This window comes from Thermodesulfatator autotrophicus (assembly GCF_001642325.1).
In the GTDB taxonomy this organism is placed as follows: domain Bacteria; phylum Desulfobacterota; class Thermodesulfobacteria; order Thermodesulfobacteriales; family Thermodesulfatatoraceae; genus Thermodesulfatator; species Thermodesulfatator autotrophicus.
Genome location: NZ_LSFI01000029.1, coordinates 1 through 18074 on the forward strand (window position 1 = coordinate 1; position 18074 = coordinate 18074).

General features: G+C 42.2%; 16 protein-coding genes. 4 read left to right on the top strand and 12 right to left on the bottom strand.

The window, feature by feature from the left end; genetic code table 11:
- Positions 1 to 102: 102 nt before the first annotated feature.
- The 11 genes from TH606_RS06735 to TH606_RS06785 form a co-directional block, all read right to left on the bottom strand.
- Positions 103 to 2277, bottom strand: coding sequence for a hybrid sensor histidine kinase/response regulator (locus TH606_RS06735; protein WP_068542253.1), 2175 nt, complete (start codon positions 2275 to 2277; stop codon positions 103 to 105).
- Positions 2243 to 3382, bottom strand: coding sequence for an ABC transporter substrate-binding protein (locus tag TH606_RS06740; RefSeq protein ID WP_068542254.1), 1140 nt, complete (start codon positions 3380 to 3382; stop codon positions 2243 to 2245). Before TH606_RS06740 ends, TH606_RS06735 begins: the two co-directional genes overlap by 35 nt.
- 414 nt (positions 3383 to 3796) lie before the next feature.
- Positions 3797 to 5293, bottom strand: a complete 1497-nt coding sequence (locus TH606_RS06745; protein ID WP_068542255.1) for a DegQ family serine endoprotease — start codon at positions 5291 to 5293, stop codon at positions 3797 to 3799.
- Positions 5293 to 6348 carry a sigma-70 family RNA polymerase sigma factor gene (locus TH606_RS06750; RefSeq protein ID WP_068542257.1) on the bottom strand — a complete coding sequence of 352 codons (1056 nt, stop codon included), beginning with the start codon at positions 6346 to 6348 and terminating at the stop codon, positions 5293 to 5295. Before TH606_RS06750 ends, TH606_RS06745 begins: the two co-directional genes overlap by 1 nt.
- Positions 6349 to 6363: 15 nt before the next feature.
- The gene (locus TH606_RS06755; RefSeq protein ID WP_068542259.1) at positions 6364 to 7317 is read right to left on the bottom strand and encodes a DNA integrity scanning protein DisA nucleotide-binding domain protein; all 954 of its coding nucleotides are present in this window, start codon (positions 7315 to 7317) and stop codon (positions 6364 to 6366) included.
- A gap of 8 nt (positions 7318 to 7325) precedes the next feature.
- Positions 7326 to 8105: a ribonuclease H-like domain-containing protein gene (locus tag TH606_RS06760; RefSeq protein WP_068542261.1), complete on the bottom strand. Its 780-nt coding sequence runs from the start codon at positions 8103 to 8105 to the stop codon at positions 7326 to 7328.
- Positions 8105 to 8971, bottom strand: a complete 867-nt coding sequence (locus TH606_RS06765) for a peptidylprolyl isomerase (RefSeq protein ID WP_068542263.1) — start codon at positions 8969 to 8971, stop codon at positions 8105 to 8107. Before TH606_RS06765 ends, TH606_RS06760 begins: the two co-directional genes overlap by 1 nt.
- A gap of 58 nt (positions 8972 to 9029) precedes the next feature.
- Positions 9030 to 9830: an acyltransferase gene (locus tag TH606_RS06770; protein ID WP_068542265.1), complete on the bottom strand. Its 801-nt coding sequence runs from the start codon at positions 9828 to 9830 to the stop codon at positions 9030 to 9032.
- The gene (locus TH606_RS06775; RefSeq protein ID WP_068542267.1) at positions 9827 to 10711 is read right to left on the bottom strand and encodes a KaiC domain-containing protein; all 885 of its coding nucleotides are present in this window, start codon (positions 10709 to 10711) and stop codon (positions 9827 to 9829) included. The genes TH606_RS06770 and TH606_RS06775 overlap by 4 nt, the downstream gene beginning before the upstream one ends.
- Positions 10711 to 11985, bottom strand: coding sequence for a glucose-1-phosphate adenylyltransferase family protein (locus TH606_RS06780; RefSeq protein ID WP_068542269.1), 1275 nt, complete (start codon positions 11983 to 11985; stop codon positions 10711 to 10713). Before TH606_RS06780 ends, TH606_RS06775 begins: the two co-directional genes overlap by 1 nt.
- A 354-nt stretch (positions 11986 to 12339) precedes the next feature.
- Entirely contained in the window at positions 12340 to 13011 is a 672-nt protein-coding gene (locus TH606_RS06785; protein ID WP_068542271.1) for a lipid-binding SYLF domain-containing protein, read from the bottom strand.
- A 138-nt stretch (positions 13012 to 13149) separates the two neighbouring features.
- Here TH606_RS06785 and purN point away from each other — a divergent pair, with 138 nt between their 5' ends.
- The 4 genes from purN to TH606_RS06805 are packed head-to-tail and all read left to right on the top strand — an operon-like array spanning position 13150 to position 17407.
- Positions 13150 to 13971 (top strand): phosphoribosylglycinamide formyltransferase, encoded by an 822-nt coding sequence (gene purN, locus TH606_RS06790; RefSeq protein ID WP_068542273.1) that lies wholly within the window; start codon positions 13150 to 13152, stop codon positions 13969 to 13971.
- The gene (locus TH606_RS06795; protein WP_068542276.1) at positions 13971 to 15038 is read left to right on the top strand and encodes a pyridoxal phosphate-dependent aminotransferase; all 1068 of its coding nucleotides are present in this window, start codon (positions 13971 to 13973) and stop codon (positions 15036 to 15038) included. The genes purN and TH606_RS06795 overlap by 1 nt, the downstream gene beginning before the upstream one ends.
- A complete protein-coding gene (locus TH606_RS06800) occupies positions 15035 to 15721 on the top strand; it encodes a 2-phosphosulfolactate phosphatase (RefSeq protein ID WP_068542277.1) in 687 nt (228 codons plus the stop codon). Before TH606_RS06795 ends, TH606_RS06800 begins: the two co-directional genes overlap by 4 nt.
- A 45-nt stretch (positions 15722 to 15766) precedes the next feature.
- Complete coding sequence (locus tag TH606_RS06805; protein WP_068542279.1) at positions 15767 to 17407, top strand: NAD+ synthase; 1641 nt, start codon at positions 15767 to 15769, stop codon at positions 17405 to 17407.
- On the opposite strand, the gene TH606_RS06810 is transcribed toward TH606_RS06805, so the two are convergent.
- The gene (locus TH606_RS06810; RefSeq protein WP_197460522.1) at positions 17408 to 18055 is read right to left on the bottom strand and encodes a CAAX prenyl protease-related protein; all 648 of its coding nucleotides are present in this window, start codon (positions 18053 to 18055) and stop codon (positions 17408 to 17410) included.
- Between the last annotated feature and the right edge of the window lie 19 nt (positions 18056 to 18074).

Consider the following 18074-nt stretch of genomic DNA (forward strand, 5'->3'; position numbering starts at 1 on the left):
TCGCCTCGCGTGACGCTCTGTAATGTAAAAATACCTATCAATATATTTTTATGCCTTTGTTTACTCCCAGTGGGAAATGAAGGTTAATATTAAAATTTCGCCTTATTTAGAAGTGCTAAGTACTTGATGAACTACTATTAACAAGTCCTGGAGACGGAAAGGCTTTGTTAAAAAGGCTTTGGCTCCATTTTTTAACATTGACCGGACCACCCTGTCTGCTACATACCCGGTAAGAATTATAACTTTTAGGTTGGGCGACAACTTTTTCAAGGCCTCAAAGGTATCTTTTCCTTCCATTTCTGGCATTATTAAATCCAAAAGGACTAAATTAATTTCATCTTTTTTGTTCTGGAAAATTTCAAGGGCTTCATATCCGTTGCTGGCTTCTATTACGCGATAGCCATGTTCTTCAAGTGTAGAACGAATAAAACGTCTGATTTCTTCTTCGTCATCTACTACCAAAACAGTGGCAGTTCCATTGATTTTGGGAGCAGCCTGTGGTTTTGTAACAACTTTAGGAGATAGTTTTGTTTCTTTGGCTTCGGGGAGATAAATTAGAAATCTAGTATCTCCAGGCCGAGACTTTACATCAATGTAGCCATCGTGATTCCTTATTATTCCATAAACCACAGAAAGCCCTAGGCCAGTTCCTTCCCCTATTGGTTTTGTTGTGAAAAAGGGCTCAAATATTTTGTTTATAAATTCAGGAGGAATGCCCGGGCCATTGTCTTTTACTTCCAGTACCACATAAGAACCAGGAGGAATCCTGTCTCCAGTAATGGTAAGTATCTCTTTTTTTACTTTTTGAGAATAAGTTTTGATTATAAGACGTCCTCCACCTTTCTGAAGTAAGGCATCTCTGGCATTAATACATAAATTCATAACTACTTGTGTGATTTGAGAAGGATCTGCCAGGATAGACGGTAAATTAGGAAATAAATCAAATTTTACAATAATTCTCTTATCTAAAGAGTGTCTTAACAAAGACTGAAAGTCTTTTATAAGGATATTCAAATCGATAGGTTCTATTTTATATTTCCCGGCTCTAGCAAAAGCAAGAAGGTTATTTACAAGTTCAGAAGCTCTTTTTACAGATTTGTCTATAACCTCTAAATAGTTCATTGCTTTTTCGTCTTTTAAAGATCGTTTTAAAAGTTCATTATGTCCAGAAATGATGGCTAATATATTGTTGAAATCATGAGCAATACCTCCTGCAAGAAGACCTATACTTTCTAGCTTCTGAGCCTGAAGTAATTGTCTTTCCATTTCCTTTAATTTGGAAATATCTCTAATAGCAGTAAAAATAAAAACATAAGAATTTTCTAGCTCTACAGGAACTTTATCTTTAAAAATAGAAGCGCCTATTAAGCGCATCGAAATTAAAGCATAAAACTCTTCACCATTAACTCTTCGTAATAAAACTTCCTTATTTCTTATTTCTCCTTCCTTTAATAATTCGTCAATTATTTTTTCTCTATCTGAGGGATTTGTAAAAAAAAATTTGTCATTCAATTTCTGTGGAATATTGTTATCCTCTAGTTTAAACATTTTTACAAATCTATTATTAAAATGAATAATATTTCCTTCTAAAGTAGAAACAGTGAAGGCATCAGGAGAAAACTCAAATAGAGTCCGATATTTAGTTTCTGATAATCTTAGCCTTTCTCTTTCTTTAAAAAGTTCCTCACGAGATTTGTTGATTTTTTCTTCGTCTCTTAAGATGTAAAAAGCCGGAATTAGCCATAATGCCAAACCTTCTGCTGTGCCTAATACTAGAGAAATAGCTAAAATTTTAAAAAGATTGCTCCAAAGATTTTCTGTTAGTAGTATAATTTCTATTGAACCATATAAGTTACCATTGAAATAAATAGGATACTTTACTTGAGTAGCACTTTTTCTTTCCCAAAAAGAAGTAGGTTTCTGGCCTATAATGGCAATAATGCGTTCTTTAGGGTCATAAAAAGTTACACACTTTGCATTTATAATTTTTAATTTTTCTTTAATTCTTTCTTCCCAGGTTAATGGATATCTTTCTATAGTGTCCCGAAATATAGAAGATAAATATTTAGCATGGAGTTCAGCCTGGCTTGATTTTTCTTGTTTAGAAAAATAGTAATAACTAATAGGGAGGGAGAAACAAATGAATAAGCCAGCTATAAAAGTTAAGGGAAGCATCATTATGGCAAAAGAACGAGTAACTTGATAAGAAGGTTCTCGTCCAATTAATATCCTTAGGAACTTTTTAATTTGTGGTATTAACTTGAAAGATTTTTCCATGTTCAATTTTGAGTAGGAAAACTTTATTTAAGCCCTGATGACTCTCTGGGGATAAATTTATTTTTTCTTTTATCCCTAGGTCGAAATTTTGAAGGTTCTCTAGCGTTTCTATTAGTTTTTTAGAAGAAATCTCTCCCTCTATTTTTTCAAGAACTTTAACTAAAAGTTTAGCATTTAAAAAACCTTCAAAGGAAAGAGCCGATAGTTCTTTTTTAGGGAAATAATGTTGCATTAACTTGCGGTATTCTTTAATAGCTGGGGTATTTTTATGGACATAATACGGTAAGACCGTAGTTATATACATTTTAACTGGTAAGTTTTCTAAACGTTCAGCCATATCTTTTACTCCAGCAAAAGATACAGCATAAAAAGTTGGGATAGATGATGTCCTTTTTCTATATTCTTTAATTAAGAGTTCTCCTATGTTGGCTGTGCCTATAAAAAATACTATATCAGGTTTGGCTTCTATAAGTCTTGTAACTATTTGGTTTATATTTGCCTGTCCTCTAAGATATGAAATACTGATAACTGGTTCCATATCATAACAGAAGAGCCGACGCCTGGTAGCTTCAAGACCATTTAAGCCGTAAGCATCATTTTGATAAACAATAGCAAAACGCCTAAAACCCTTTTTAATAAAAAAATCAACAGCAAGTTTACATTCATCCCAATAACTAGGTCGCAAGTTAAAAATATTTTTTCTGACGGGCTTTCTGAGTTCAATTGCTCCTGTAATGGGAAACAGTAGAGGTATACCTTTATTTTCACAATATTTAACTACCGTCAAAGTAGTAGGTGTTCCAACAAGACTTATTAGAGCTAGAACTTTATCTTTTTCCACCAGGGTTTTTACATTACCAATCATTAAAGGAGGGCTATATTTATCGTCATAAGCTTTAAGGATTATCTTGTGCCCGCAAACGCCTCCCTTCTCATTGATAGCTTTTAAGTAGGCTTTCATACCTGAAAGCACTTCTTCTCCAAGATATGAAGCGTGACCGCTTAAAGGAAGAGAAGTTCCAATTTTTATAAAAGAATCCTCTTTTCCACTGGCCAAACCACTATAAAAAAATATTACCGAAATAAGCGTTAATAAAAATCTCATAACTTTTTTCAAGCAAAAACAGCATAAATTGTCAAAATTATATTGCTATAATTATTAATTAGAGCGTAAAACAGATGACAATTTTTAGGTTGTCATTGCGAGCGAAGCGAAGTAGCGAAAGGATCAGAGAGCGCCACGGCGACTACATCGCCTCGCGATGACGCTCTGTAATGTAAAAATGCTCTCATTAATAATAGCAAGGAACAAAATGGCACTAAGGCAATCCTGGTTATGATGCTTCTGTACCTAAGATTGTTCAATTGCTCAGACTCCCAAAAGCTATTTCTATAATTTTTTTATCGTAATATTTTTATCAAAAGATTAAGAGAAATGAAAGCTATTAAGAGAAATGAAAGCTCCAAAAAATGAAAAGGGCCCGGCATAGCCGGGCCCTTTAAACTTTTTTAAAAAGGCTTACTTCAAACGAATACTTACGTAACGTCTAAATTCCTTATCTCTTACCAGGAAAAGGACTCTCCCTGTTTTCTTACTAGGAGCTAGTGCCTCAGCAAATTCTTTAATATTGTGCACTCGGCGATGATTAACCTCTTCAATTAGCATACCCGGTCGCAGTCCAGCCATGGCCGCAGGGCTTCCTGGTGCTACCCCCGTAATAACTACTCCTTCGTTTACTCCGTAGCCCAATTGTTCGGCTAAAGCCGGAGTAAGAGGCTTAACTTCCAGGCCTAATTTCTGTAAAAATTCATCCTGGCCAGTAATAATTCCCAAACTCTGAGGTTGAGAACCAATTTCTACTTCAAGCACTTTTCGCTCCCCTTTCCTGAAAACCACCATTTTGACTTTGGTTCCTGGAGGGGTAAGGGCTACTAGAGTGCGGAGCTCAGCGACATTTTTGACGGGCTTGCCATTGTATTCGACAATAATGTCTCCTGGTTTAAGACCTGCTTTTTGCGCGGGAGAGTTTTCTGCTACATCAGTAACCAGCGCTCCTTCAGGTTTGTCCAGGCCAAAAGATTTGGCTAAATCTTCATTAAGATCCTGGATGACTACTCCGAGCCAGCCGCGCGTAACCTTACCCTTTTCAATTATCTGTTTGGCGATGACCTTGACCATATTAATAGGGATGGCAAAACCTATCCCCATGTAACCGCCTGAGCGAGTAAATATCGCCGTGTTTACCCCGATAGCTTCTCCCCTCAGGTTAACTAAAGGTCCACCAGAATTCCCAGGATTAATAGCAGCGTCGGTTTGAATAAAGTCCTCATAGTCGGTTATGCCCATGCCCGAACGACCCTTGGCGCTGATTACACCCACCGTGACGGTTTGGGTAAGGCCAAAGGGGTTTCCTATGGCTAAAACCCATTCTCCCACCTGAATTTTATCAGAGTCCCCAAGAGGGAGAGTGGGTAGGTTATCAGCGTCAATTTTTAATACTGCCACATCAGAAGCCGGGTCAGTGCCTATTATCTTGGCCTTAAACTCGCGGCCGTCAGCAAGTTTAACTTTTACTTTGTCCGCATTAGCTACTACGTGGTTATTGGTAATGATATAGCCGTCCTGGCTTATGATAAAACCTGACCCTGCCCCCATTTGCCTGAACTTGCGAGGGAAGCGATCCCTAAAAAATCGCTCGAAGAAGTCTTCTCCAAAAAAGTCAAAAGGGCTGCCAAAAGGAAAGGGCTCCATGGCAGGCCCTTTTCTAACTACCACTTTTTCAACCTGTACAAAAACCACTGCTGGCCCGGCTTTTTTAGCCACCTGAGCAAAGGCCTGTGAAAGCTTTAAGGCTAGATTGACCGCTTCTTCATCCTGTTTTTGAGCCTGAGTTGTAACAGTTTCTGGCTTTTCTGCCCTTTTCACCTTAAAGATTTCTTCAAACACAGAAGCTTGGGCGTTAATTGTGAAAAGAAAAAATACCAAAAGAAAAATTATTCCTACTTTTGACTTCATTAGTTGACCTCCTGTTCTATTTCTTCTTCTACTTCTTTGGGTTTGGCCCCCAAAGCCTGCCAGCGCTGGCGTATATACTCTCGCACTTCTTCTATGTCTTTGCGAACGCTTTCTTCATCGCGTCCCTGTAACTTGGCTATCTCTGCAAAACTCAGGCCATCTAATACGTGCCAGACAAAGGCCTGACGTTTTTCTTCTGGCACCCTTGAAAGCTCCCGCATAATGAGGTTGCTAAGCTCTTCAGCTGAAAGAGCCTCTTCCGGCTCGGTAACTTCTCCAGCAGGTAACACGTCTTCCCAGCGCAATCTTTCTTCTTCTACAAAGTAAGGGTTATCAGGCATTTCTTTGAGTTTGTAACGTATATCATCTAAAGGCACCGTTTCTTCCACTGGGATGGCTTCGTGCCCTTCTTCTTTCAGTTTGTTTATCTCTCGTCTGATAATTTCAAGGATTTTTTTATGCAAAGCATGGGCCAGGTCTCCCATGGCTACGATTTGGTCGTAATTTTCATAAGCCCAAAGCACAGCCTCATCTACCACATCCCCTGGGTCTAAATACTCTGGGGGCAATTCTCCTGTTAGTTGATGAAAAAGGATCTCACGGCGGGCTATACGATAAAGGTCCCGCAAAAGGGGACGCAAGCGGTCCATAAAACGTTCTTTTAGGTCAGCCTGCTTATCCACGGCAAGTTCTGGTAGGGCCTTGGCCATTTCCTGTACATAACGCTGATGGCGTTTGTAAATATGTTCTCCTCTGAGCTCAGAAAGATGGCGTGCCAGCTCCTTCTCCAGGCGTTCTCTAGCTATTTTGAAGGCGGTTTTCATACGCTTGTGTTCGCCTCTGGCAGAAAGAATTCCTTGAGGTAGAGAAAGTGTCAACTGCACAAAGTAGAATTTCTTTTTTTCAAGACCTTCTACTACGATTCGCAGGTGAACCAGATCTGGATCAAACTTTCTGGTTAGCTTTTCAAAGCGTTCAATAATTTTGGCTACATAGTTTTCGGCAAGTTTTTTGTCAGCTGGGCTTATATCGCGATAAATAACATGATGTTGCATGGTCTCCCCTCCTTTTTACTTGATTTCTTCTCTCAAAGAGAAAGTTTTTCCTTCTTCAGGTTTTAAGGCCCCAAATATCAGTGGACGCTCTATTTCCATGATAATTTTCCCACCATAAAAGACCATTACCGTCCCAGTTGATTCACTAACAGTGATGGCCACGGCTTTGGTTATAGCCGTAATAGCGGCTGCTGACCTGTGTCTGGTGCCAAGCCCTGGTGGGATATCTACTACAACCCCACCAGCCCTTATAAAGGCACCAGCGGTTTCAATAACTCCGTCTCCCCTTATAACAAAGGCTCCATCAAGGCTAGCGAACTCTTTTATGGTTTCTTCCAGGCGGGGGTCAAGAATGTTTCTTTCTGTTTCGTCGTAACCTTTAAAAGGATTCAATATGAGTTGCTCACAATATTCCAGAACCTTTTCACTATCACCGATTATAAAAGTGGTTCCAATAGGTTTCCCCTCTCTTCCTTCTACGGCCAGGTCAATGGCTATTTCGAGAACCCGTAGAAATACTTCGGGCCTAACTACTTCGTGTAAGTGTTCAAGCTGATTGACTTCGAAAAATTCAAATTCCGAACCGATATCAATAATAAAAAGGGAGTCAAGCACTCCGCTTTCAGCAATTCCTGATAGACATAAAATGATATCCTGGGGATGAAAAATGCCTTTGGAAACACCTACCAGAACAGCTATTTTCATCTGCCCCAGGCGGGTTAATTTTATATGGGGCACTTTAATGAAGTCTATCTTTGCGGGATCTGGGATTTTTAAATTTTCCCGGCTGACCAGAACAAGCCTGGTATTATCTAGTTTTTCAACATAATTTTTGAGTTTGTCTTCGTCCTGGAAGACATCGGCATAAACCATAATAGCGCGCACAGGAAGACAATTAGCCAGTTCCAGCGCGTATTTGAGTAGCTTTTCTGTCAAGCATTTTTTTAGGTCTTGTTTTATTATATCCATATAGCCTTTTACCCTCCCGAGGAGACCGTAAGAGCGGGAACATGCCGTGTCAAGGTGAGATGTTTAAGGCCATTGTAGGTAATTTCAGCCAGGTATTTTAAATTTATTACGTCTTCCCGGTTATAAAGAACGAGTTTTTCAAGGGCCTTGGCGTCGTGTCGCCTTTGCCAACGCCACCAAAGCTTAACCGCTTCAAATCCATCAAGGCCGTCAACTTCACCTGGGCGAGAAAGCCCCAGTATTTTTTCTATGCGTTTAAGCCCTCCTTTAAACCCCAGGCGCTTAAGCAGGGGACAAAGATCAAGATGCACTTTAGGGTCAGGGAGCCAGGGATAAAGGCTTTTGAGAAAAGGGATGTCAAAAAAAGACCCTCCAAAAGTTATTACCAGAGAGGCTTCGGCCAGGAGTTCCAGGCCTTCTTCCAGATTTTCTCCAGCAATAAAAGCCTGGTAATTCTTACCATCAAAAAGCCCCAGCACGGTTACCTGGTTGTGACCTTTTTTTAGGCCGTCAGTCTCTATATCAAGAAAAAGAGCTTTGTTTTTGAACTTTTCATAAAGACGCCAGTGGTGACGTTTAGGTAAAATTTGGGCCAAAAAAGAAAGGTTGTCTTCAAAAGGAATGACATGGCGTAGTTTTTGTTGCCAAAAATAAAGCCTTCCAGAGGAGACCCCTGGAAGGCTTTTGGTTTCTAACAGCTTCCACCAGTGGGTGACCCCTTCTTGCCAGAGGTAAAATTCAGTTTTTTCGCTAACCCCTGGCAAGAATAAAAAGGTGCGATAAAGCATTAAAGCTTATCAGTATAGATTTTGACCTTATATTTTGCTTTAAGTTCCTTTAACGCCCGCTCTAAGGCTTCTTTCTGTTTTTGGTTAAGGTATTCTTCTTTTACTTTTTCTTTGACTTCTTCAAAGGGCTTTTCTTTAGACATCTTCTTTTCTTCAACTTTGATTATGTGAAAACCAAAAGGGCTACGCACAGGCTCACTGATTTCTCCCGGCTTCAAAGAAAAGGCTGCTTCTTCAAATTCTTTGATCATCTGGCCACGGGTGAAAAAGCCCAGGTCTCCGCCTTTGTCTTTAGTGCCCGGATCATCAGAGTATTTTTTGGCAAGTTTGGCAAAGTCTTCTCCTTTGAGAAGTCTTTCGCGAATCTTTTTGGCTTTTTCCAGGGCTTTTTGGACTTCTTCTTTAGAGGCATTCTGAGAAACCTCAATTAAAATGTGCCTTGCTCGTACTTTTTCTGGTTCCTGAAATTTGGCTTTATTCTTTTCGTAATACTTTTTGAGTTCTTCCTCAGTTACTTGCTGTTTAATTTTGGCCAGCACTTCTTTCTCTAAATAGGCTTGAGCTAAGATTTGCTTGGTAGCTTCTTCTATCTGACGTTTTACGGCTGGGTCTTTTTCCAGGCCAGCTTCTTTAGCTCCCAATGCCAACATTGAAATTTCCGCCCAGCGTTCTACCAGAACTTTTTTAAGTTCAGGCTGATGAGCTAAAATCATTTTGATTTGGTGAGGAGCAGTTTCAAGCTGAGCTTCAAACTCTTTTTTAGTTAGCTTGTAAGGCCCTACTTCAGCTAAAATCTCGTCCTTGGCCTGAGCAGTAGCTGCCAGACCTATTATTAGTGCCAGAACCATAGAAAATAAAAATCTCATATAACCTCCTTAATTTTGGGAATTATTGAAGTATTACCTAAATCCTCAATTCTGTCCATCAAGACTTTATTAAACTTTTAGAGGCAAATAACCCTGGACCAGCGGTGGTATTAGGAAGGACTAAAGAGTGAGGGCCTATTAAGGTGCCAGGATTGGTAACCGAGTTGCAACCAGTTTGCACATAATCACCTAAAATAGCGCCTAATTTTCTTAAGCCAGTATCTACTACTTCCTCGCCGACTTTTATTTTTATGGTGTTGCCCTTTAGTTTTAAATTGGCAAGCTTGGTGCCTGCTCCCAGGTTCACCTCATGGCCAAGGATACTATCACCGAGATAAGCAAAATGCCCGGCCTTGGCCCCGTTTAGCATGATACTATTTTTAACTTCGGTGGTGTGGCCCACCACACAACGTTCGCCTACATAAGTGCTACCTCTGATGTAAGCTCCCTGCCGCACTTCAGAAAAATTGCCTATATAAGTTGGGCCTTTAATTAAGGCTCCTGGTTCTATTAAAACGCCCCTTCCTATCTCAACAAAGGAATCAAAAAAAATGGCTCCGGCGCACAAAACACTGGCTCCGTCAAGCACCCGGTTTCCCATTTCAACCCGAAGTTTTCCTTTGGTAGCATCTCCAAAGGTAATGTGAGCGTCCTTGGCAGGGATGAGTTCACCTTCAAAAAGGATATGAGTTTGAGGGAGAGGTTCTCCCGTGGGCAGTCCTGAAATATTTGGTTGAATAAAAGAGCCCAGCCGTTCTTTAAGCTTGGCAATAGCCTGCCAGACCGGCTCGTTTAACTCAAAAAAATCTCCCAAAGAAGAAAAATTGGCTTCAGGAAAAAAGTCGTGAGGGTAAATCATTTAGAGCCTCCTTTGGCTTTGAGGACTTCCACCAAGGGAGGGCCAATTTCTACCAGTCCCAGCTCAGTTATGTCCATAAGATGGACTTTAGTATCATGGCCGCACATACGGCAGCCGTCTATACGAAAGAGCCTTATAATCTCGCCAATATCAACTTTATAAAGCTGGGCGGCCCTGGCCGAAAGAATGAGTTCTTTGGAAAGCACCATGCTGCTATCAACAATATGGCCAACCGCGTAGCCACCAGCGGCTTCTGCTGAAAGTTCCTCATGCGAGGAGCGCTTCTGCGAAATGAAAAGGGCGGTCTGATACCATTTCTTACAGAAGGTGTAAAGGGCCCTTACCACGCTGCGGGCAAGCATTTCGCGGGCTTCATAAAGCCCGGTGACCGAGTCAATCACCGTGCGATGAACCTTGTAAGTGCGGTAAATGTGGGCCAGGGTATCAAGAAGCGTGGGCATATCTTCACGCAGGCGGCTGTAACTTGCGGCATCAAGGATGATGATTTTGTCTTCGATTTCTTTAAAATTTACACCCATGGCCTTAGCCCGCTGCTCAAGGCCTACGGAAAGATACGAAGCTGGCGTTTCTACGGTTACAAAGCAAACTGCTTCTCCAAGACTAGCCTGCTTAATGGTAAACTGTTCTGCCATAAGGCTTTTGCCTGTGTCAGGCATACCTGTTATGTTAACCACGCACCCCAGAGGAATTCCTCCCAGCGGCTTGCGTACCGGCTTTCCTTCTTTCCATTCAACGGTGTAAAAAAGCTCATCAAGCCCTTTAACCCCTGTGGGCACACCCACCAACTTGGGGGCCTTTTTCTGGGCCTCAGAAACCTTATAAATGGCGTCATAAACTATGTGACGTTCTCTTTCTTCCATTAGGTGCTCCTTTTCTGTATAGTTGAACCATCTTTTACCATAAAGTCTGGTGGATAATCCTCTACAGTTACATCAGGATAGATGACACAGTTAGTGCCTATCTGGCTTCTTCCTGGAATATAAGCACTTTTACCGATGAGGGTAAGCCCGGTGAAAAGATGCTTGGGAAAACGTTCATTGGCCACTTTGGCATCACCAAAACCCACGCGTGCCCTTTCTCCAATAAAGACTTCCTTGTCGCTAATAACCCTGAAAAGGCGGGCCCCTCTGGAAACCTTTACATTATGCATGAGGACGCAATCTTTTACATAGGCCTCTTCTTCCACCACCACCCCTGGGGAAAGCACCGAGTTTTCTACCCGTCCACCGATGAGACACCCTGGAGATATCACGCTATTTTCCACCTGCCCCTCACAAAGAATCTGGGCCGGAGGAAAATCGTAAGTGAGGCCATGGGGCATGATATTGGTCATGGTGCCCCAGGCCTCCGGGTCAAGCCCAGAATCTGGATTAAGAAGATCCATATTAGCCCGAAAATAAGATTCAAGGGTTCCCACGTCACGCCAGTAACCTTCAAAACGATAGGCATAGACACTGGCCTCTTTTAGAGCCTGGGGCAGAATATGCATACCAAAATCCAGGTCTTCAATGGTGGAGCTTTTAAGGACACTAATCAAATAAGAGGTATCAAAGACATAGACTCCCATGGAGGCCAGATTAGACCGGGCTTTTTTGGGTTTTTCTTCCCAGTCAATAATGCGGCCGGTTTCATCGGTTATGGCAATGCCAAAGTGATGGGTTTCTTCCCAGGGGACAGGCATCATGGCCACGGTGACCTGGGCCCTCTTTTCTCGATGATAGGCGATGAGGGGGCGATAGTCCATGTGATAGACATGGTCCCCAGAAAGGATGATGACCTCGCGTGAAGGCCTCTGGGTTATAAAGTCCAGATTCTGGCGTACGGCGTCAGCTGTGCCGCGATACCAGTCCCAGTCTTTTTCTCCAGTCTTAGGGGGAAGGATACGCACTTCGCGGGTGCGGCCTGAAAGGTCCCAGGGAGAACCATCGCCAATATGGTCCATCAAGGAGAGGGGCTTATACTGGGTAAGAACCGCCACGCAGGTAAGGTCTGAGTTAGCAATGTTTGAAAGGGTGAAGTCAATTATGCGATAAATACCCCCAAAGGGAACAGCAGGTTTGGCCCTTTTGCGGACTAAAATATTAAGCCTGCTACCCACCCCACCTGCCAGCAGAATAGCCAGAACATCCTGCATAAAGTTCTCCTCATAAGGTCTATTTCTTTTTTATCATTTTTATTTCTTTTTTATCATTTTTAGAGTTGCGTGTCATATAAAGTTTATTTGGAAAATGTGAAGTAATTAAGAGAGACCTCTTAAGAATTCTAAAACGCTCAAATTTTTCCATAGATAGAGATTGCTTCGCTTCGCTCGCAATGACTCCCCCATTTTCACTGCGAGGAGCACTTTCCCTACTGTCACTGCGAGGTAGATCCCTCGCTCTCGCTCGGGACAGGCGAAGCAGTCTAAAAATGAGAATAAGCCTCAGAAGCGGGTAGTATAGCCTTTAAATATTTTCAAAAAAGTCCACTCTAGCAGAAGACTTGGGAATTACCGGCTATATTTTTGTAAAAGAACGCGCAGCTTATCAGCGTGAGGATTTTTTACCTTTCGGCCATAAATTATGTCCACCGGGCGCACCTTTTGGCCATAGTACTCATGATTCCAGGAGTTTCGCACTTTAACTACGGCTCCTTCAAGGCTTACCCCTATAAAAGCCCCTTTAGAACGGGCAAAAGCCAGCACATCCACTAATTGTGCTTTGGCCCCTTTCCCCACCGGACCTGCCGCCACGCTAACATCTGCCCCGAGCTTCACCGAGGTAGCTAAAAAAGAATCAAGGCCCTGCTGTGTCATAATTAGAAGAACAATTTCTGAAACTTCGCCGCCTATTTGAAGGCCAAAAGAAACCGAGCCGATAGTGTAAAAAGCGGGATACGACCACGTGTTTCCTGAATAACGGGCAAGTAGTACCCCGTTTCCCAGAGAGCCGCCCAAAAAGTAAGCCCCTTTTATCATTTGTGGGATGATTATTATGCCTTTGGCTTCTTTTAAATGGGTTCGTAGCCAGGACATTTGTTTATCACTCATAAAGTTTTTAAGAGTGATAGTGGCTTTGTCTACCAATTCATAAGGTGGTCCATATTCCTGGGCTTTGAGGTGAGCAGGAATGAGGGCTATAAAGCAAATAAAAATTAAAAGTGACAGGCAAAAATTTCTCATAGTTACCTCCTGGTATTATTGAAGATAAAATAGACCCCCTGCTCTTTACGCACAATATTATAGTTATTTTACTTTAACTTATAGATTTATTGACCTTCACCAGCCATTTATCTATGATTGGGAGAAAAAGGGGGGAAAATGTTAAAACTAGGCTGGTTTTCTACCGGAAGGGACCAGGCGGCTCGTGACCTTTTAAAGATCGTTCATCAAAAGATAAAAGAAGGCTTTATTCCAGGAGAAATTTCTTTTGTTTTCCTTTCGCGAGAACCTGGAGAAAGCCAGGAAAGTGATGCTTTTTTAGAGCTTTGCAAAGATCTTGGCCTTAAAGTTTATTGCCTTTCGGCCAAAAAATTTGAACCCTCTCTTCGCCAGCAAGACCGTGAGGTCTGGCGAACCCTTTATCATCAAAAAGTTTATGACCTTATTAAAAAAGAACCAGCTGAACTTGTTATCCTGGCGGGCTACATGTGGGTAGTTTCGGCAGAGCTTTGCCAAAAGCTTCCCATGATAAACTTGCACCCGGCGCTGCCTGGTGGGCCTCAGGGAACCTGGCAAGAGGTGATCTGGAGGCTCCTTGAAGAAAAGGCCTATGAAACAGGGGCTATGATGCATCTTGTTACCCCTGAGCTTGACCGTGGCCCAGCAGTGACTTTCTGCCATTTTAACATAAAAGAAGGGAAATTTGCCCCCCTATGGGAAGCCTTTGAGAAAAAAGTCGCTACCAGGGGATTAGCTAAAATCATGGAAGAGGAAGGTGAAAAAGAACCTCTTTTTGCCCTTATTCGTGAAGAAGGTGTTAAAAGGGAGTTACCATTGATTGTTTATACCATTAAAGCCTTTGCTGATGGCGAAATTAAGCTGGTAAATCATCAACTAGTGAATAAAGAAGGAAAAAAACTTGAGAACCCCTTTGACCTCACCCCTCGTATAGAAAAATATCTAGCCACTGGAGAGTGGTAATGCTTCGCGGCCACGGGGGAGAGATCTATTTCCTGGCCAGACGCCTTGGTGTTCCTCCTGAAAAAATAGCTGACCACAGCAGCAACGTTTCCCCTTTGCCTCCTCCTCAGGGTCTTTATCCTCTTCTCAAGGAACACCTAACAGAAATTGAACGTCTGCCAGAAGTTGATAGCGAGTCATTGCGAGAGGCCCTGGCAGCCCAGTTTGGGCTTGATTCGGAACAGATTCTCCCTGGAAGTGGAACCAGTGAATGGATTTTTGCTATCCCAAGGCTCCTTAAACCCCAAAAAGTACTGGTATTAGGCCCTACATACAGTGATTATGCTGATGCCGCGCAAGCAGCTGGAATCCCCGTTCAATACGTGCTGGCCAAAAAAGAAGAAAACTTTAGCCCTCCCCTTAAAGAGCTTGAAAAAGCCATTACCCTTAAAGATTTGGTTTTTATTTGTAATCCCAATAACCCTACGGGAGCGTTAATTAAAGTTGAATTACTCCGAGAACTTATAAGCCGCTACCCTGAAACATACTTTGTTATTGATGAATCTTATGTTGATTTTGTGGGAGAAGCCTTTTCTCTGGTAAAAGAAATTAAAAATTTGCCCAATTGCCTTATTTTGCGGTCATTTTCCAAGATATATCGTATTCCAGGGCTAAGGCTTGGTTTTTTAGTGGTAAGTGAACCTCTTAAGGAAATTTTCTGGCAGGCCATGCTCCCCTGGGCTGTCAATAGATTAGCCCAGATAGCCGGGGTATGGCTTATTTCTCAAAAGGATTACGTAAAGCAGGTAAGAAGTTTTATCTCCCAGGAGAAAAAGACTTTCTTTGAAGAACTAAAAGCCCTAAATTTGCCGGTAAAATTATATCCCAGTTCTCTTCATTTCTTTTTGATGAAGCTCAAAAAGCATGAGCCCCAAGCAATATGGCAAGAGCTACTTTATAAACATTATATTTTAGTGCGTAACGCTTCAAATTTTTATGGTCTTGAGGGCCCCTTTTTGCGTTTAGCCTTAAGAAGCTCTCAAGAAAACCAAAAACTCCTTATGGCGCTAAAGGAAGTGTTTGAATGAAAAAGATAAAAGTTCTTACCCTTCCCAGGCCGATTGAGACCAAAGGCCTGGTAGTGTTGGTGGATATTTTAAGGGCAACCTCTACTATTGTAACGGCTTTGAGTCATGGGGCTTTAAACGTCAAGCCAGTAGCTTCTGTTGAGGAGGCTTTGCTGTACAGCCAAGAAGGCTATCTTTTGGCTGGTGAAAGAGATTGTGTTCCCCCTCAGGGATTTCAGGCGGGCAATAGTCCCCTTGAAGCCCAAAATTTTGCACAAGCCCGGGTTGTTTTGACTACCACCAATGGCACCAAAGCCCTTGGTTTCGTTAAAAAGGCCAGGGCTATTTGTGCCGGGGCTTTTCTTAACATGGAAGCCGTAAAGAAGTTTGCCCAAAGGTTTGAAGAGGTAATAGTCCTTTGTGCCGGAACTAATGGAGAATTATCCCTTGAAGACTTTCTTTGGGCAGGGAAATTTGCGGGATATCTTACTGATTATGAAAAAGAAAATGACGCAGCTATTGTTTCTTATGAATACGCTAAAGGTGTATCAGATATTTTCCAGGAAATACTTAAATCGCCCCATGCCCAGCGCTTAAAAGAGCTTGGTTTTGATAAAGATGTAGATTTTTGTGCCCGGGAAAATATTTATTCTACGGTACCTATTTTCACGCCTGAAGGGTTTGTCGGCATTGAAGTAATGTAAGAAAAGCGTTGACGTTATTTTGTTCAGCGCGTAGTCTTAATTTTTATGAAAATCGCTCTGGCACAGATTAACCCTACTATAGGTTTTTTTCAGGAAAACGCCGATAAAATTCTGTCATTCGCCGAAGAAGCCAAAAAGCAAGGGGCAAGACTTGTAATTTTCCCGGAACTAAGCCTTTGTGGTTATCCACCAAGAGACTTATTGACCCGTAAAGACTTTAGAAAACGGATAGAAGATATCCTGGCCTATTTGAAAGAAGCTCTACCACGGGATATTACGGTAGTTCTTGGGCTTCCCCGGGCCAAAAATACTTCTGAAAAGTTGCCGCTGGAAAATCAGGCTCTGGTTATAGCTAATGGCGAAGAAGTGGTTTCTTATGGTAAGAATTTGCTTCCCCCTTACGATATTTTTGAAGAACCCCGGTATTTTAAGCCTTCTTATCAAACCATCTGCTTTTTACTAGATGGTTTAAGCTTTGGCTTGAGTATTTGTGAAGATGTCTGGCGGCTCCCTGGTTTTCTTGATTTTAACTATGAATTTGACCCTTTAGAAGGCCTGGCAGGCCGCCTTGAAATTCTTATCACCATAACAGCCAGCCCTTATTTTGTTGGTAAAGCAGACCTTAGAAAAAAATTACTGGCTTTGCAGGCCAGGCGCCTGGGGAGTTATATCTTTTACGTTAACCAGGTAGGTGCACATGATCATCTACTTTTTGACGGCCAAAGTTTGGTGGTTTCGCCTGAAGGCAAAGTCCTGGCTGAGGCCAAAGACTTTGAAGAAGACCTGCTGATTTTTGACTTAAACACCAGAAAGCCGGTTAAACACCCTGTCTCCTCAAGCCAAACAGCAAGCCTTTTAAAGGCCCTGACTTTTGGTGTCAGAGAATATTTTAGAAAGACGGGCTTTAAGGGGGCTCTCATTGGTCTTTCTGGGGGAATTGATTCTTCGGTTACGGCGGTTATTGCTGTTGAGGCTTTAGGGGCTGAAAATGTTGTCGGGGTTTTAATGCCCTCGCCTTATACGAGTAAAGAAAGTAATGAAGATGCCCAAAAGCTCGCCCAGAACCTTGGTATTAAGACATTAACTGTTCCCATTTCAAAAACTTTTAATGCTCTTAGGCAGGAAATAGCTAATGCTCTTGGCCATGATACCAAAGGCCTTACCCAGGAAAACCTGCAAGCGAGACTCAGGGGCAATATCCTTATGGCCCTTGCCAATGAATTCAATTGCCTGGTTTTAAATACCGGGAACAAGAGCGAACTGGCGGTGGGATATTGCACCCTTTATGGAGACACCTGTGGAGCCCTTTCGGTGCTGGGTGATGTGCTTAAAACCGATGTTTACGCTTTAGCCCGCGAAATAAACCGGGAAAAGGAGGTTATCCCCCTGCGGGTGCTTAAAAAACCTCCTTCAGCAGAGCTCCGGCCTGACCAAAAAGACGAAGACGACCTTCCACCCTATCGCCTTCTTGACCCAATAATAAAGGCCTTTGTAGAAGAGGGGAAAAGTGCTGCTGAGATTGTATCTCAGGGATATCCCAAAGAAGTTGTGCGTGAGGTTCTCAGGCGCTTACGCCTTGAAGAATATAAGCGATGGCAGCTCCCACCCACTTTAAAAGTTAGCCCCAGGGCCTTTGGCTTTGGCTGGCGTTATCCTATAACCCACAAATTTACTTTTGAAGAGTAATTACCAGAATATCCACTGCCCGGTGAATAACACGTAAAGGCCAAGGCCTAGGTTGGTCACCACGTGGGAAAGAATGGGGCCCCATATATTTCTGGTGTAACAGAGCAAACTGCCATAAACTACTCCAGCCAAAAATCCCGGGAAAATACGGAAGTGCTCAAGGGCAAAAAGAATGGCTATGGTCCAAAAAGAAAAGTGGGTGTAAGCCCCAAGAGGCACCTTGTGAAAATCCTTATCAATCAGATAGCGCATAAGAAAAGAGCGCCAGAAAAGTTCTTCAAGTACGGGAACAACTACCGCTGCACCAAAAAGCCTGATAATAATAAAACTCCAGGCCAGCCCAGGGGAAGATGTCTCTTCAAACGGGGAAACCACTCTGGGAGTGCCTATAGTGGGAAGGATTCCTTCGGCTCCAATCCAGCAAACCAAAACGAATAACCCACTTACTAAAGCTAAAAGGATTTCTTGAGCCTTTATGGAGGTGTAAAGTTCTACGAATTTTCGGCGCCAATAAAACAACAAAAACCCTACTGAAAAGGTTTTTAAAGCGTAGAGATAAAAGTGAAATTTAGAGGGGATATAAGACCCCAGAAAAGTCAATGCTAAAAAAAGGCCAAAAGGGACGATATAATGTCTTGTTTTAGCCATCATGCTATGTTAATCGGAG

Coding starts and splice junctions, on each gene's coding strand:
- TH606_RS06800 (WP_068542277.1), top strand. CDS start 15,035: ATGAAAAAGATAAAAGTTCTTACCCTTCCCAGGCCGATTGAGACCAAA.
- TH606_RS06755 (WP_068542259.1), bottom strand. CDS start 7,317: ATGGATATAATAAAACAAGACCTAAAAAAATGCTTGACAGAAAAGCTA.
- TH606_RS06735 (WP_068542253.1), bottom strand. CDS start 2,277: ATGGAAAAATCTTTCAAGTTAATACCACAAATTAAAAAGTTCCTAAGG.
- TH606_RS06740 (WP_068542254.1), bottom strand. CDS start 3,382: ATGAGATTTTTATTAACGCTTATTTCGGTAATATTTTTTTATAGTGGT.
- TH606_RS06805 (WP_068542279.1), top strand. CDS start 15,767: ATGAAAATCGCTCTGGCACAGATTAACCCTACTATAGGTTTTTTTCAG.
- TH606_RS06810 (WP_197460522.1), bottom strand. CDS start 18,055: ATGGCTAAAACAAGACATTATATCGTCCCTTTTGGCCTTTTTTTAGCA.
- TH606_RS06750 (WP_068542257.1), bottom strand. CDS start 6,348: ATGCAACATCATGTTATTTATCGCGATATAAGCCCAGCTGACAAAAAA.
- TH606_RS06760 (WP_068542261.1), bottom strand. CDS start 8,105: ATGCTTTATCGCACCTTTTTATTCTTGCCAGGGGTTAGCGAAAAAACT.
- TH606_RS06765 (WP_068542263.1), bottom strand. CDS start 8,971: ATGAGATTTTTATTTTCTATGGTTCTGGCACTAATAATAGGTCTGGCA.
- TH606_RS06775 (WP_068542267.1), bottom strand. CDS start 10,711: ATGGAAGAAAGAGAACGTCACATAGTTTATGACGCCATTTATAAGGTT.
- TH606_RS06745 (WP_068542255.1), bottom strand. CDS start 5,293: ATGAAGTCAAAAGTAGGAATAATTTTTCTTTTGGTATTTTTTCTTTTC.
- TH606_RS06780 (WP_068542269.1), bottom strand. CDS start 11,985: ATGCAGGATGTTCTGGCTATTCTGCTGGCAGGTGGGGTGGGTAGCAGG.
- TH606_RS06785 (WP_068542271.1), bottom strand. CDS start 13,011: ATGAGAAATTTTTGCCTGTCACTTTTAATTTTTATTTGCTTTATAGCC.
- TH606_RS06770 (WP_068542265.1), bottom strand. CDS start 9,830: ATGATTTACCCTCACGACTTTTTTCCTGAAGCCAATTTTTCTTCTTTG.
- TH606_RS06795 (WP_068542276.1), top strand. CDS start 13,971: ATGCTTCGCGGCCACGGGGGAGAGATCTATTTCCTGGCCAGACGCCTT.
- purN (WP_068542273.1), top strand. CDS start 13,150: ATGTTAAAACTAGGCTGGTTTTCTACCGGAAGGGACCAGGCGGCTCGT.